The following is a 13,914-nucleotide window of genomic DNA, read 5'->3' on the forward strand; positions in this document are numbered from 1 at the left end:
CCGAGACCGGTGCCAAGGCCGTCCTGGCTTCGGACATCCGGGCCTGCCGCCTCTGACGACAGGTTTGCGCGTGAAGGCCCCCTTCCCTCGGCTCAGCCGAGGGAAGGGGGCCTTCACGCGCTAAAGGTCTAGCGGCCCGCCGGCTGCATCATTTCGGCGTATTCGCCCACCTCGGCGGCGGGCGGCGGAGTGACCTCCACCGGTGTGCCCCACTCGCTGTAGGTATACGTCGACTTGGCTTCGCCGGTCTGCGAGCCTCCCATCGACTTCATGAACGAGGTCATGTCCACGGTCATTTTCAGCGGAAGCTGCTCGGCATTGAGCCACAGTTCGGCCGGAACCCGCAGATCCTTGCCTTCGAGCCGCTTCTCGACCTCCGCCCGCTGATCGGCGGGGAGGTCGTCACCGAGGAACAGGTTGATCTGCTTCCTGACGTCGAATTCGACGAAGTAGTGGTTCACCGGGACGCCGTCCAGCTGGATCTGTTCCGACCTGATGACGCGGCCGGTCTTTTCGACCAGCTCCAGCTGTTTCGCCGGGTCACCCATCTCGAGGGACCTCAGCATGGCCTTCCCAGCGGCCTTCTCCCCGGGCTCCTCACTGTTCAGCGAGATCTTTCCCCAGGTCTTGTCCGTTTTGAGCCGGGCCTTCTCCTCGGCGGGCAGCTTGACGAACACGGTCTGGTCGACCAGGCGCAGCCCGGCCGTTTGGCCGTCGAAGGTCAGGTTCGCATCGATCATCGAGGCGGTGCCGTCGTAGAGACCCAGCACGGTTCCCGTGACCTTGGAAGTCCCCATCATGCCGTCGATGGTCGTCTTGGAGGACTTGGCCTTCTGGGTCCCCTGCTTCGCGGCCTCGACGAGGCCGAGCGCGTCGGTGAACGGGGTGGCCAGCGCGAGTTCACCGCCGCCCTTGGCAGGCTCGGGGGTCGCCTCCGGGCGGGTGCCGCAGCCCGTGATCACGAGGGTCAGGGCCGCGGCCACCGCGGCCACCTTGAGAGTGCGTCGCATCTACTGGCCGCCGGCCTTCTTCATGATCTCCGTCAGGTCGCCGACCTGGTCGGCGGGCGGGGCGGCGATGTCCACCGGGCTGCCCCAGTCGGTGTACTTGACCGTGGTCTTGGCGACGCCGTCACCGGGGGCGCCCATGGCCTTCACGAACGCGGTCGCGTCGGAGACGACCTGCACCGGCAGCTGATCGGAGTTGAGCCACAGCTCGGTGGGGATGGTGACGTTCTTGCCCTTGAGCTTCGCGTCGATCTTCTCCTGGACATCCGCCGGGAACGGGACGCCCACCTCGCCCACGATGAGGGCGATGACCTTCTCGACCTCGATCTCGATGACGTAGTGGTTGGTGAGCTGACCGTTCAGCTCGACCTGGTCCGACTTCGTGATCTTGCCCGCCTTCGAGACCTGCTCGAGGGTGCGCGACGGGTCGCTCTCCTTGACGGCCTTCGACAGCATCTTGCCGAGCAGCTGCGAGATGGGGTCCTGGCCGTCGGCCGAGATCTTCACGTACGCCTTGTCGGTCTTCAGCTCGGTCTTGTCGTCGGCGCCGAGCTTGAAGAAGAACGCGTTGTCGACGAAAAGGACTTCAACCTTCTTGCTGACGTCGTCCATGACCATGGAGAACTTGGTGTTGTCACCGTCGTACACGCCCTGCCCGGTCACCGTGTTCTTCTCGGTGCCGGCGACGGTCTCCATCGTCATCTTGAACGACTTGGCCTTCTTGGTGCTCTCGCGGGTCAGGGCCGCGAGCTGGATCGGGTCGCCGAGCGGCGCCGAAAGCAGGCTCTTCTGCTCGGAAGGAGCAGGAGCGGGGGCAGCCGCGCCGGGCTGCTTCTCGCCACCGCAGGCGGACAACGCCAGAACGGCGGCCGTGATGACGGCGGCGAGTGTGGTTACGCGCTTCAAGAGGACCCCTCAGAAAAGTTGATCTAATCCGAACGGGTTATCGCGCGAAGCCGGAATTAGTTACCGCTCGTCATCATGCCCAGCTCGGGAGCCCAGCAGGCGCCGCAACGATGTCAATCGCTCCGGACTGGCGTGACCCTCGGTGACCACGTCGCCGAGCGCGCAGTCCGGGTCGGACGGCGGCCCGAGGTGGCCGCAGCCGGAGGGGCACTCTTCGGCGGCCTCGGCGAACTCCTCGAAGGCGAGCACGATGTCGTCGGCGGTCACGTGCGCCAGCCCGAAGGAGCGGATGCCCGGCGTGTCGACCACCCAGCCACCGCCGGGCAGGGAGAGCGCGACCGCCGCGACGGACGTGTGACGCCCCTTGCCGACCGCGCTGACCACGCCGGTCGCCAGCCCGGCGTCCGGAACCAGCCGGTTGACCAAAGTGGACTTCCCGACCCCCGAATGCCCGACCAGCGCGGTGACCCGGTCCTTGAGCCGTCCGGCCAGTTCGTCCGGATGTTCGTCGTGCCGGGTGACCACGGCCGGGATGTCGAGGCCCGCGTAGCCGGCGAGGAGTTCGTCCGGGCTCGCGAGGTCGGCCTTCGTCAGGCACAGGACCGGCTCGAGACCGCCGGCGTAACAGGCGACGAGACAGCGGTCGATGAATCCGGTGCGCGGCGGGGGATCGGCCAGCGCGGTGACGATCAGCAACTGTTCGGCGTTGGCGACGACCACCCGTTCGAAGGGATCGGTGTCGTCCGCGGTCCGGCGCAGCACACTGGAGCGTTCCTCCACCCGGATGATGCGGGCGAGGGTGTCCGGTTTGCCGCTCACGTCACCGACGATGCCGACGGTGTCGCCGACGACGACCGAGACCCGGCCCATCTCGCGGGCTCGCATGGCGGTGACGACCCGCTCCGGATCCGAGTCGATCGCGCAGGTCCAGCGGCCGCGGTCCTTGCCGATGACCATCGCGGTGGAGGCGTCCGCGTGCTCGGGACGGCGTTTGCTGCGCGGCCTGGTGCCCTTGCCGGGACGGATCCGCACGTCGGATTCGTCCAGCCTGCGCCAGTCCTTGCCAGCCAAACCGCCTCCTGCTCTTCGCATACCGCGGGACAATGATCCCATGCTGCTCGCCAACGCCTCGTCAGCGTGTAACGATGGCTGTCGATCAGGGAGGTTTACGCATGTGCGGGCGTTATGCCGCGACCAAGGACCCGGCGGCGCTGATCGACGAGTTCGCCGCGGTGGACCTGACCGAGGGCCGGGTCCGGACCGACCACAACGTGGCGCCGACCAAGGTCGTGCCCACCGTCGTGCAGCGGCATCCGCGTGACGCGGACGGCGCGGTGCTCGAAGACGAGCCCGCCGTGCGGTCGCTGCGGACGATGCGCTGGGGGCTGGTCCCGTTCTGGGCGAAGGATCCCGGGGTCGGCTCGAAGATGATCAACACACGCGCCGAGACCGCGAAGGAGAAGCCGTCGTTCAAGAAGGCGGTTTCCGCGCGGCGGTGCCTCGTCCCCGCCGACGGCTGGTACGAGTGGCGGCGTGACGGTAAGGAGAAGCAGCCCTTCTTCATGACCGGACCGGGTGACGAATCGCTCGCGTTCGCCGGGATCTGGGAGACCTGGCGGCCGAAGGACGACAAGGACGCCGACCCGCTGATCACCTTCTCGGTGATCACCACCGATTCGGTCGGAAGGCTCACCGACATCCACCACCGGATGCCGCTGCTGATGCCGCGGGAGAAGTGGGACACCTGGCTCGACCCGGATCTCGCCGACGTCACCGACCTGCTCGTCCCGCCTCCGGTGGACCTGGTCGACACGATCGAGCTGCGGCCGGTGTCCAGTCTGGTCAACAACGTCCGCAACAACGGCCCGGAGCTGGTGGACCGCGTCGAACCGGCCACCGAAAGCCCGCTCTTCGAGCTGCCGAACTCATGACGAAGCTGGAGATCGACACCGCCTACGGCCCCGCGCGGGCCGAGTTGCACTGTGCCGAGGAAGGCGCCGCGGTGCTGATGCTCGGCCACGGCGCGGGCGGGGGGATCGGCGCGAAGGACCTGGTCGCCGTCACCCGCGCGGCGCAGGCCGCCGGTGTCCACGTCGCGCTCGTCGAGCAGCCGTACCGGGTGGCGGGCCGCCGGGCGCCCGCTCCCGCCACCCAGCTCGACACCGCCTGGCTCACCGTCGCCGACGAGATCTCCGCGCGTTTCGACGATCTTCCGCTCGTGTTCGGCGGCCGGTCGTCCGGGGCCCGCGTCGCCTGCCGGACCGCCGCGACGGGGCAGGCGGTGGCGGTGCTCTGCCTGGCTTTCCCCGAGCATCCGCCGGGGAAGCCGGAGAAATCCCGGCAGGGTGAGCTGGACGCCGTCGAGGTCCCGACCCTGGTGGTGCAGGGTGACCGGGACCCGTTCGGCCTGCCCAAGGCGGGGCCGCATCACGAGATCGTGGTGCTCAAGGGCGACCACAACCTCAGCGCCGACCTCGAAGGTGTGTCACGCGCGGCCGCCGAGTGGCTGGAGCGTGTGCTGCGGCCGCTGACCTGAGAGCCGTCGCCGGGCGTAATGCACGGTGACCGCGGCCAGCAGCGGGCCCCAGAGCAGGAGCGGCGCGTAACAGGCGGCCATGACGATGCCGTACACCGGCGAGTCTTCCCAGCTTCCCGGCGCCATCGAAGAACCGGCCTCCGCCCAGCCGAACGGTGCCCGGACGCTCAACGCGGTCAGGGCGATCGCCCCCGCGGCGGCCGGGAGGATCGCCGCGAGCGGCGGGATCCGGCGGCCACGCAGCCCCGGGATCCAGCGTGGCCACACCTCACCCCACGGCCGGACGAGCCCGAGAGTGAGGAACGCGAGCGCTTCGGCGAGCAGGCTCAGGCCGAAGGCGAAGGCCGTGCCCCAGCCGGGGACGCCGAACTCCTCCTGCCCCTGCGCGGTGAACCCGACCGGGATGCCGAGGCCCATCGCGATCCGCCACAGCCCGGAAGGCAAGGTCACCAGCAGCGTCGCGTGGGCGGCGAGGTTCGCCCATTTCGGTACGCCGGGCACGGTCTTGGTCATTCATCGCTCCCAGGAGTCGTCGTTCGCTTACCGACGACGATTCCCGAGCGCGGGCGGGTGATCTTCCCGCTCCGGACCGATCCCGCTCCCTCGCGAGGGTGAACCCCCTCCCCGCATTTCGTCCTCTGAATGCGGTCCTTGCGCGTGCAACTACCGCATTCAGAGGACGAAACGCGGGGAGGTCAGCCGGCGATCGGGGCGACCACGGCACCGGTGAGCCGCGCCAGGTCGCCGGGCGCGAGTTCGACCTCCAGCCCGCGCCGCCCGGCCGAGCAGTGCACGGTCTCGAACTTCTCCGCCGACGAGTCGATCACCACCGGCAGCCTGCTCCGGTGCCCGAGCGGCGAGATCCCGCCGAGCACGTAACCCGTCGCGCGCTGCGCGGCGGCGGGGTCGGCCATCTTCGCCTTCTTCCCGCCCGCGGCGGCCGCCAGCGCCTTCAGATCCAGCTGGCCGGTGACCGGGACCACGCCGACGGTCAGTTTCCCGTCGACTTCGGCGACCAGTGTCTTGAACACACGCGCGGGGTCGAGCCCCAGCGCTTCGACGGCTTCGAGGCCGTACGACTCGGCCCGCGGGTCGTGGTCGTAGGCGTGCAGAACATGCGCCACTTTCTGCTTCGCCAGCAGCGCCGTCGCCGGAGTTCCCTTGCCTGCCATGGGCGGAGTCTACGAGCGTGCCGGGAATGCCCGGCCGGGCCTCACTGTTGAAAGGCACGTGTCCACCACACTCGAAGCTCCCCGAATCCTGATCCCGCGCACGCCGGGCGGCCAGGTGATCCGCCCGCGCGTAAACTCGACGACGTCTCATGCGCACAAGCGCATCGACGCCGATCGGGAAGGGAACGGTTTGCCGAGCACGCAGAATCCCGCGCCGGACACGGGCACGGACGCCGAAGAGGCGGCCGCGCGGGCCGAGCGCTTCGAGCGGGACGCGATGCCCCTGCTCGACCAGCTGTACTCGGCCGCCATGCGGATGACCCGGAATCCCGCCGACGCCGAGGACCTCGTCCAGGAGACGTACCTGAAGGCGTACGCGGCCTTCGCGTCTTTCAAGGCGGGCACGAACCTCAAGGCGTGGATGTACCGCATCCTCACGAACACCTACATCAACGGCTATCGCAAGCGTCAGCGCCAGCCGGTCCAGCAGCCCACCGAGGAGATCACCGACTGGCAGATCGCCAAGGCGGAGAGTCACACCTCCAGCGGGCTGCGCTCGGCCGAGGTCGAGGCGATGGACAACCTGCCCGACGCCGACGTCAAGGAAGCGCTGCAGAAGCTGCCCGAGGAGTTCCGCCTCGCGGTCTACCTCGCCGATGTCGAAGGTTTCGCGTACAAGGAGATCGCCGAGATCATGGACACGCCCATCGGCACCGTGATGTCCCGGCTGCACCGCGGCCGCGCCCAGCTCCGCGACCTGCTCGCCGACGTCGCCCGCGAGCGCGGCTTCATCCGCGCGGGCAAACAGCAGGAGGTGGCGGGGCGATGAGCGAGGACTACTGCGCCGGCGCGGACGACAAGGTCAGGTGCGAGGAAGCCCTCGCCGACATCTACCTGCTGCTGGACAAGGAGTGCAGCGCCGAGCGCGACGCCGCCCTGCGCAAGCACATCGAGGACTGCCCGCCGTGCCTCGAGGAATACGGCATCGACGAGCACATCAAGCAGCTCCTCGCCCGCAAGTGTGGTGGTGACCACGCGCCGGACGACCTCAAGTCCCGGCTGCGGGCCTCGATCCGCCAGACCGTGCAGACCAAGGGCTCGCTGACCATCGAGCGCACCGAGGTCAAGATCGAGCAGACCTTCGAATAAGCGGCTCAGCACACACGAAGGCCCCCGTACCGGATCGGTGCGGGGGCCTTCGCTGTCTGATCGATGATCAGGAGTTGGGCTTCTTGCCGTGGTTCGCGCCGTTCTTCTTACGGTCGCGACGCTTGCGGGCGCGCTTCGACATGTTTCACTCCTCGTCCGAGTGGCCCTCGCGGGGTGATACGACACCGCTGGGCCAGGGTCAACCTCTCCAGTGTGTCATGCGGCCCTCACCCTGCTTGGATGGGGACGTGTCCACCCTTTCCGATCTGCTCGCGGAGAACACCGGCCTGTCCGGTGAAGCCGCGGACCATCTCCAGACCGTGGTCGCCGAATGGCAGCTGCTGGCCGACCTGTCCTTCGCCGACTTCCTGCTGTGGGTCGCCGTCTCGGAGGAACTGCAACCCGACGGCGGCGACTACGTCTGTGTCGCCCACGCGCGCCCGACGACGGCGCCGACGGCCCATCCGGAGGACGTCGTCGGCTCCAGGTTCACCGTGGACGAGCATCCGCAGCTGGCCAAGGCGAGCCGTGAGGTGCGGATCTGCCGCGAGGAGGATCCGCACTGGTACCGCGACCTGCCGATGCGCCGCGAGGCCATCCCGGTGGTGTTCGCCGGGACGGTGATCGCCGTGTTGAGCCGGGAGACCAACCTGGCGGCCTCGCGGGTGCCCAGCCCGCTCGAGATCGCGTATCTCGGCAGCGCGGGTGACCTGTGCCAGATGATCGTCGACGGCACCTTCCCCAGCCCGGGGAACCAGACGGACACCCACACCAGCCCGCGGGTCGGCGACGGCCTCATCCGCCTCGACCCGACCGGCACGGTGGTCTTCGCCAGCCCGAACGGGTTGTCGGCGTATCACCGGATGGGGCACGAATCCGACCTCGTCGGGCAGCGCCTCGCGCCGCTGACCCGGTCGCTCATCCGCGACCCGTTCGACGCGACCGAGGTTTCGCACCGGATCATCGAGGCACTCGACGGCAAGCCCAGCAGCCGGACGGAGGCGGATTCCCGTCGCGGCGCCGTCGTGCTGTTCCGTGCGCTGCCACTGCGTCCCGCCGGGCAGGCCGCGGGCGCGCTGGTGCTGGTGCGCGACGTCACCGAGGTGAAGCGGCGTGACCGCGCTCTCCTGTCCAAGGACGCGACCATCCGCGAGATCCACCACAGGGTGAAGAACAACCTGCAGACCGTGGCCGCGCTGCTGCGGCTCCAGTCGCGCCGGACCTCCAGCGAGGAGGCGCGGCTCGCGCTCGGCGAGTCCGTGCGCCGGGTCTCGTCGATCGCGATGGTGCACGAGGCGCTGTCCATCTCGGTGGACGAGCGGGTCGACCTTGACAAGCTGCTCGACAACGTCCTCCCGATGGTCGGCGAGGTCGCGACGGCGGAATCGCAGGTCGGGCTTTCGCGCACCGGTTCGTTCGGCGTCGTCGTCGCCGAGATCGCGACGCCGTTGGTGATGGTGCTGGCCGAACTCGTCCAGAACGCCATCGAGCACGCGTTCCCCGACGGGCGGCCGGGCAAGGTCGAACTCGTGGTGGAGCGCTCCGCCCGCTGGCTCGACGTCGTCATCCGCGACAACGGGCGCGGGCTTCCCTCGGGTTTTTCACTGGAACGCAGCGACGGCCTCGGGCTCCAGATCGTGCGGACACTGGTGGAGTCGGAGCTGCGCGGATCGCTGTCGATCCGAGGGCTGCGCGGGGATTCCGAGGAGACCGGCGGGCGGCGGCTGGGAACCGAAGCGGCGCTGCGGATCCCGCTGTCGCGGCGTCTGTGAATTCCGGTATCACGGAGTCTGGAATGGACTGTCGCGTTTGATCGTCCACAAGGGACAGTCTCACCCGGACACGTTTTAGGGCCGGCGCCCGAAGAGAAGTGGCGCCGGCCCTGTAACGGTTCCGCGGGAGGACTTGGGAAAAGTCCGCTGAAGCCATACCCCCGTGAGGGCGTGTCGGCCTCGCTTGTTAAGCTCAAGTCGGGTACGTGTCACCTCACGACGCACGGCCATACAGCCACTGCGCCGCAGGAGTTTCCCGAAGCTTGGGGTCTTGCTCAGTTGTGAGTGATGCGATGAAGCGTGCTGAGTCCGAAAGACTCAGGCGGAGGTACGCGTGCCGATGTGCGTACGACGGCGCTTCAGGGCCCGTCGCTCGTCCTCGCTCATCCCGCCCCAAACGCCTGCGTCCTGCCCGCTGGCCAATGCCCAGGCCAAGCAGTCGGAAGCGACGGTGCAGCGGTGGCACACGGCCTTCGCCTGCGCTACCTGCGACAGAGCAGGACCGCTGGTTCCCACGGGGAAGAACAGCTCGGGGTCCTCGTCTCGGCAGGCCGCGTCGTGGCGCCAGTCCATGTTTCTGAGCTCCTTCATAACGGCGCGGTACTCCGCGCCATAGTCGTCATGGCGGTCGTTTTTTTGGGTGCTTGTGAATGCTTTCACGAAGCACCCGTTTCGACAAGGGTTTTCTGAAGATCGGTGAGTCAGCTCACCCGGCCGAGCGACGCTTCTGACCTGCGGTTTCGTTCCGAAACAGCCTTCCGAAGGGAAGGCCGATGCGGTGAGCGGAGGTTCTGCGTCGATGAGCGGCAGTTCGTACTTTGCCGCAGGCGATCAGCGGTCCGGTCGTCAGACGATTACCGTCAGTGCTTCCGGGACGCTGAAGAACTCCACCCTCTTCCGCTGGCCGACGAGGTCGCCGTCCACCTGGAAGTTTACCGGTTCAGCAGCGTCTATGCGGATCATCGGCAGGTCATCGTGACGAAGGAGACGTCGCCCGCGTTGATCGCTCTTAGTGAGCAATGCCTGCCGTACATGCTTGAACACGGTGGGCAATCCCAGACCGCTCAACGCGAAAAGGCCCAATCCGGTGTCGAACGAGCTGTCCGGGTTCAGGTGGACGGGACGGTTGCCCAGGTAGCTCCACGGATCGGTGTTCGACACGAAAGCGGTCAGCACTTCGGTGGGCTCTTCACCCGGGATCCGGACCGTCAGGGGCGGACGGCCCAGCGGGGGCCGCAGATGCGACGCCACCGCGGCCCTCAGGTAGAGCCCCGCGGTGGTCTGCTTGCCCCGTCGCTTGGCCACGCGGCCGACGACGTCGGCGTCCCAGCCCAGGCCGGCGTTGAAGGTGAACCAGTGGCCGTCGGCGATCCCGAGGCCGACCTTGCGGCTCCGGTCGTTCTCGATGGCGTTGAGGAGCTGATGGGTCGCTTCCACGGGATCGTGCGCGATACCCAGTGCCCTGGCGAAGACGTTCGCCGAGCCGCCCGGCACGACACCGAGCATGGGGGCACCGCCGACCTTCGCCGGATCGCCGTCGGCGTCCGCGAGCAGCCCGTTGACCACTTCGTTGACCGTGCCGTCGCCGCCGTGGGCGACCACCAGGTCGATCCCGTCGCGGGCGGCGGACCGGGCGACGGCCATCGCGTGGCCGCGGTAGTCGGTCTCCACCACGTCGAGTTTGACCTGGCTGGCCAGTGCGTGCGCCAGCACGTCACGGCCACCGGCGGTGGTCGAGGTGGCCTGGGGGTTCACGACGAGGATGGCACGCACATACCGCAGGGTAAGTGACTCCGGCCCGAAGGTGTGAGCTTCACGTGACGCGAAGCTCAGCCGTGCGGAGCGTCCTCGAGGCAGCACCGTATGGCCCTGTGGCGGGCGTCCCTCCTCACTGTCGGCTGGTGACAGCGCGTCGTGACAAGTGCACCCGGGCCGACCGCCCGCTCATCGACGACACTGCCAATTCTTCCCATGCGGCGGCGAGGGGGAACCGGCCGACCGGGTGGCATACGATCGAAAGTGCTCACGTACGGTGACCCGCCCTGGTGGAGCATCGTGTCCGGAAGCCTGGAAGGCTGTTTCGCCGTGTCCATCGCCGACAAGCTCTCGCCCGCGCCCCGTGAAGTCCGCCTCGCCGGGGCCGTCACCGCGCTGCCGGGGCTCGCCCTGATCGTGTTCGCGATCCTGCTCCTGGTCAACGGCCAGGCCGGACCGGAGAACCTCCTGGCCGAGGTCGCCTATTACCTCGTCCTCGCCGCCGGAACGCTGGCCTGCGCGGCCGGTCTGGTGATGGGGAAGACCTGGGCGAGGTCGCCCGGCGTCGTCGTCGCGCTGATCCTGGTCGGCGTCGGCTGGTACGGCGCGGGCCCGTCCGGGCAGCCGGTGTGGGGAGTGCCGCTCGCGCTGATCGGTGTCGCCGTCATCGTGCTGCTGTTCCGCCGCCCCTCGCGTGCGTGGGCGCTCGGGATGCAGGAGGGCGAGAGTGAGGAAGAAGCCGCCGAGCGTGACGGCGCCGCGGGGCGCGCGGCTCGTCGTGAGCGCGAAGAACGCGACTCCTGACTCCGCACTCGCGTGCTTGAAGGCGTAACTCGCGAGTTACGTCCCTGATCACGCGAGTTACGCCTTCAAGCACGCTAGATCTGCGCGGCGAGCGCCTTCAGCGATTCGTCGGTGAGGCGGTCGACGGTCCATTCGTCCATCGGCACCGCGCCGAGGGACTTGTAGAACCCCTGTGCCGGGTTCCAGTTGAGCACCGACCATTCGAGGCGGGCGTAGCCGCGCTCGACGCAGACCGCGGCGAGCGTGGCCAGGAGCGCCTTGCCGAGGCCGGAGCCGCGCTGCTCGGGGCGGACGTAGAGGTCCTCCAGGTAGATGCCGTGCACGCCGCGCCAGGTGGAGAAGTTGAGGAACCAGAGCGCGTAGCCGACGATCTCGCCGTCGACCTCGGCGACGTGCCCGAACAGTCCCGGAGCCTCGCCGAACAGTGCGACGCGCAGCTGCTCGGGCGTGAGGTGGCATTCGTCCGGGGCGCGTTCGAACTCGGCGAGGTCGTAGACGAGCTGGACGACGGCGTCCACGTCTTCTTCGCGGATGCGCCGGATGCGGTCGTCCACTAGTCCTCCGTCGTGGGGAGCAGGTTGAGGTGTTCGATCTGCGGCTCGCCGCGTTCGTCGCCGAGCACCGCGACGCCGGCCGGGTCGAGTCCGAAGTGGACGCCCGCGGTCGACGGGAGACCGATCCAGCGTGCGACCAGGACCCGGCTGAAATGCCCGTGACCGACGAGGATCACGTCGCCCTCGCCGAGCGGTTCGCGGACGCGTTCGATCAGCTTGTCCGCGCGGGCGTTGACGTCTTCCGCGCTCTCGCCGCCTGGTATCGGATGCGACCAGACAGTCCATCCGGGAACGGTCTCGCGGATCGTCGGCGTGGTGACGCCTTCGTAGTCGCCGTAGTCCCATTCGGCCAGCTCTTCGGTGACCTCGTCGACGCGCAGGCCTGCCAGCTCGGCCGTCCGCAGCGCGCGGGTGCGAGGGCTGGCGAGGACGAGCGCCGGATTGCCGCCGAGTACCGCGCGCAAGGTGCCGCCCGCCGCGCGGGCCTGCCCCTCGCCGGCGGTCGTGAGCGGGATGTCGGTGCGTCCGGTGTGCCGTCCGTTGACGGACCACTCGGTCTGACCGTGCCGGAGGAGGAAGAGCCGATGTGCCACGTTGCGAATATAGCCTGCGGTCCGGTTATGCTACTGATGAGTAACATGGTGAGGAGACCGTGATGGCGCAGAATCCGACCTACGCGATGTGGAACCGGCTGGCGGGCAAGCCGGTCGGCAAACAGCTGTTCTCGGCGGCGATGTGCCTGCGTGTGCCGTACTTCCGGACGGTGCTCCCGTCGGTGCGCGAACTGGGCCCCGGCCGGTGCGAGGTGACGTCCCCGAAGTGGTGGGGTGTTTACAACCACATCAAGACTTTTCACGCGATCGCGGCATGCAACCTCGCCGAGATCGCCATGGGCATGCTCGCCGAGGCGACCGTCCCGGCGACGCATCGCTGGCTGCCCAAGGGGATGACGGTCGAGTACGTGGCGAAGGCCGAGACGAGCCTGCGCGCGGTCGCGGAGCTGCCGGAGTTGCCGGAATTCGGCGACGAGGGCTTCGAGCTTCCCGTGCCGGTGACGATCACGGACACGAACGGGAAACCCGTCGTGACCGCGACCATCACCATCTGGGTGACCAAGAAGAAGTAGGCACCCCTCCGCTCCCGGTCCTCGCGGCTGCCTTCGCGTGATCAGACGGCCGACTCTCGTGATCAGACGGACGACACGTGTGATCAGACGGACGACACGTGTGATCCGGTGGACGACACGTGTGTCCAGACGGACGACACGCGCGGCACCGGGGTCCGCCGCGAGTCGTCCGTCCAATCACGCGTGTCGTCCGTTCGCGCACCGGCGGGGGCACCCAGGGTGGGCTCGGCGCGCTTCTCTCACGCAATTAGTCCTCTGGATGCGGTAGTTGCGCGTGCAAGGACCGCATTCAGAGGACGAAATGCGGGTCGTCAGAGGGGTTTGAACTGCACGTAGGTCACCTGGGTGAAGGTGTTCCGGCCGCTCGCGGACGGCAGGTCCAGCAATTCGTCGGCCAAGTGCGCCAGCGGGCCGCAACCGGTCGTGCGTGGCAGGGCGAGCTGGGTGTCGACGACGCCGAACTTCACCGTCGTGGGGTTCTGGGAGATCACCTCGAAGGGCACCGCGGGGTCGTCCTTGACCACGGAGTGGAGTGGCGCGGCGAGGGTCCCGACCGTGCAATCCTTGGGCAGCAAGGGATGTCGCAGGGCCGCGTAGAGATCCAGTTCGCCGCGCCGCTCGTCGTTCGACTGGAAGTCCGAGTAGCCGCCGTACTTCAACTGCAGGCTCGCGCCGAAAGTGCCGCGGATCCGGGCGGGAGCGTGCCGTAGTTCACCGAACACCTGCGCGTACTTCCCGCCCACTTTGCCTTCGGAGAACGTCAGGCGCATCTCCCCGAGCGGGAGCTCCCGGTCGCCGATGGTCAGGACCCCTTGGGAGACAAAGGCTTCGCAGCGCCACGTGCCCGGGTCGGCGTTGGCGGGCGGGGCAGGGCAGGCGGAGAAGTCGAAGTCGGGCAGCGGCGACGGGGCCGCGGAGGCGTGGCCGGGGAAGGCGATGAGGGCGGCTGCGGACAGTGCGGCCGCGGTCGCGGCGAGAAGACGTCTCATGACTCGAAAGAGTGGTCTGTGCCGGTTCGAGCCACATCGGGGAAGCCACCCAAGGGACCCCTGAATCGCCACGTTCGAGTGAAAATAAACGGTGTTTACCCAGCTGACGCGAATCCACTTCGGATTCGCCCTTGAAGGGGCCTC

18 protein-coding genes are annotated in these 13,914 nt (G+C 68.3%); 7 read left to right on the forward strand and 11 right to left on the reverse strand.

Going from position 1 to position 13,914, the window contains the following annotated elements:
- Positions 1-128: 128 nt before the first annotated feature.
- From ACZ3HL_RS42815 to rsgA, 3 genes are read right to left on the reverse strand one after another with little or no spacing between them, the layout of a single operon-like run.
- Positions 129-1,010 carry an SCO4651 family lipoprotein gene (locus ACZ3HL_RS42815; protein WP_465537596.1) on the reverse strand — a complete coding sequence of 294 codons (882 nt, stop codon included), beginning with the start codon at positions 1,008-1,010 and terminating at the stop codon, positions 129-131.
- The gene (locus tag ACZ3HL_RS42820; protein ID WP_465537598.1) at positions 1,011-1,913 is read right to left on the reverse strand and encodes an SCO4651 family lipoprotein; all 903 of its coding nucleotides are present in this window, start codon (positions 1,911-1,913) and stop codon (positions 1,011-1,013) included.
- Positions 1,914-1,973: 60 nt separating this feature from the next.
- Positions 1,974-2,984: a ribosome small subunit-dependent GTPase A gene (gene rsgA / locus ACZ3HL_RS42825; protein WP_465537599.1), complete on the reverse strand. Its 1,011-nt coding sequence runs from the start codon at positions 2,982-2,984 to the stop codon at positions 1,974-1,976.
- Positions 2,985-3,085: 101 nt separating this feature from the next.
- Between rsgA and ACZ3HL_RS42830 the strand changes: the two genes are divergently transcribed.
- Together ACZ3HL_RS42830 and ACZ3HL_RS42835 are read left to right on the forward strand one after the other, a co-directional pair.
- Positions 3,086-3,844: an SOS response-associated peptidase gene (locus ACZ3HL_RS42830; RefSeq protein ID WP_465537601.1), complete on the forward strand. Its 759-nt coding sequence runs from the start codon at positions 3,086-3,088 to the stop codon at positions 3,842-3,844.
- Positions 3,841-4,449 (forward strand): alpha/beta hydrolase family protein, encoded by a 609-nt coding sequence (locus ACZ3HL_RS42835; RefSeq protein ID WP_465420483.1) that lies wholly within the window; start codon positions 3,841-3,843, stop codon positions 4,447-4,449. Before ACZ3HL_RS42830 ends, ACZ3HL_RS42835 begins: the two co-directional genes overlap by 4 nt.
- On the opposite strand, the gene ACZ3HL_RS42840 is transcribed toward ACZ3HL_RS42835, so the two are convergent.
- On the reverse strand, positions 4,399-4,962 hold the full coding sequence (locus tag ACZ3HL_RS42840) for a hypothetical protein (RefSeq protein ID WP_465420481.1): 564 nt from the start codon (positions 4,960-4,962) through the stop codon (positions 4,399-4,401). The genes ACZ3HL_RS42835 and ACZ3HL_RS42840 overlap by 51 nt on opposite strands.
- A 182-nt stretch (positions 4,963-5,144) precedes the next feature.
- A complete protein-coding gene (ybaK, locus tag ACZ3HL_RS42845; protein ID WP_016337070.1) occupies positions 5,145-5,621 on the reverse strand; it encodes a Cys-tRNA(Pro) deacylase in 477 nt (158 codons plus the stop codon).
- Positions 5,622-5,811: 190 nt separating this feature from the next.
- Here ybaK and ACZ3HL_RS42850 point away from each other — a divergent pair, with 190 nt between their 5' ends.
- Positions 5,812-6,450 (forward strand): sigma-70 family RNA polymerase sigma factor, encoded by a 639-nt coding sequence (locus ACZ3HL_RS42850; protein ID WP_026466946.1) that lies wholly within the window; start codon positions 5,812-5,814, stop codon positions 6,448-6,450.
- Entirely contained in the window at positions 6,447-6,770 is a 324-nt protein-coding gene (rsrA, locus tag ACZ3HL_RS42855) for a mycothiol system anti-sigma-R factor (protein ID WP_465420479.1), read from the forward strand. The genes ACZ3HL_RS42850 and rsrA overlap by 4 nt, the downstream gene beginning before the upstream one ends.
- Before the next feature lie 67 nt (positions 6,771-6,837).
- On the opposite strand, the gene ACZ3HL_RS42860 is transcribed toward rsrA, so the two are convergent.
- Positions 6,838-6,912 (reverse strand): 50S ribosomal protein bL37, encoded by a 75-nt coding sequence (locus ACZ3HL_RS42860; RefSeq protein ID WP_369299112.1) that lies wholly within the window; start codon positions 6,910-6,912, stop codon positions 6,838-6,840.
- A gap of 106 nt (positions 6,913-7,018) precedes the next feature.
- On the opposite strand from ACZ3HL_RS42860, the gene ACZ3HL_RS42865 reads away from it, so the two are divergent.
- On the forward strand, positions 7,019-8,542 hold the full coding sequence (locus tag ACZ3HL_RS42865; protein WP_465420477.1) for a sensor histidine kinase: 1,524 nt from the start codon (positions 7,019-7,021) through the stop codon (positions 8,540-8,542).
- A 318-nt stretch (positions 8,543-8,860) separates the two neighbouring features.
- On the opposite strand, the gene ACZ3HL_RS42870 is transcribed toward ACZ3HL_RS42865, so the two are convergent.
- Together ACZ3HL_RS42870 and ACZ3HL_RS42875 are read right to left on the reverse strand one after the other, a co-directional pair.
- Positions 8,861-9,115, reverse strand: a complete 255-nt coding sequence (locus tag ACZ3HL_RS42870) for a WhiB family transcriptional regulator (RefSeq protein ID WP_007028999.1) — start codon at positions 9,113-9,115, stop codon at positions 8,861-8,863.
- Positions 9,116-9,388: 273 nt separating this feature from the next.
- A complete protein-coding gene (locus ACZ3HL_RS42875) occupies positions 9,389-10,315 on the reverse strand; it encodes a diacylglycerol/lipid kinase family protein (protein ID WP_465420475.1) in 927 nt (308 codons plus the stop codon).
- A gap of 246 nt (positions 10,316-10,561) precedes the next feature.
- Between ACZ3HL_RS42875 and ACZ3HL_RS42880 the strand changes: the two genes are divergently transcribed.
- Complete coding sequence (locus ACZ3HL_RS42880; protein ID WP_465420473.1) at positions 10,562-11,101, forward strand: hypothetical protein; 540 nt, start codon at positions 10,562-10,564, stop codon at positions 11,099-11,101.
- Positions 11,102-11,175: 74 nt separating this feature from the next.
- On the opposite strand, the gene ACZ3HL_RS42885 is transcribed toward ACZ3HL_RS42880, so the two are convergent.
- Together ACZ3HL_RS42885 and ACZ3HL_RS42890 are read right to left on the reverse strand one after the other, a co-directional pair.
- Positions 11,176-11,655 carry a GNAT family N-acetyltransferase gene (locus ACZ3HL_RS42885; RefSeq protein ID WP_465420471.1) on the reverse strand — a complete coding sequence of 160 codons (480 nt, stop codon included), beginning with the start codon at positions 11,653-11,655 and terminating at the stop codon, positions 11,176-11,178.
- The gene (locus tag ACZ3HL_RS42890; protein WP_465537603.1) at positions 11,655-12,248 is read right to left on the reverse strand and encodes an acid phosphatase; all 594 of its coding nucleotides are present in this window, start codon (positions 12,246-12,248) and stop codon (positions 11,655-11,657) included. Before ACZ3HL_RS42890 ends, ACZ3HL_RS42885 begins: the two co-directional genes overlap by 1 nt.
- Before the next feature lie 62 nt (positions 12,249-12,310).
- Here ACZ3HL_RS42890 and ACZ3HL_RS42895 point away from each other — a divergent pair, with 62 nt between their 5' ends.
- On the forward strand, positions 12,311-12,781 hold the full coding sequence (locus ACZ3HL_RS42895) for a hotdog fold domain-containing protein (protein WP_005150718.1): 471 nt from the start codon (positions 12,311-12,313) through the stop codon (positions 12,779-12,781).
- Positions 12,782-13,092: 311 nt separating this feature from the next.
- On the opposite strand, the gene ACZ3HL_RS42900 is transcribed toward ACZ3HL_RS42895, so the two are convergent.
- A complete protein-coding gene (locus ACZ3HL_RS42900) occupies positions 13,093-13,770 on the reverse strand; it encodes a hypothetical protein (protein ID WP_465537605.1) in 678 nt (225 codons plus the stop codon).
- Positions 13,771-13,914: the final 144 nt, after the last annotated feature.

The organism is Amycolatopsis sp. NPDC000009 (assembly GCF_055563465.1).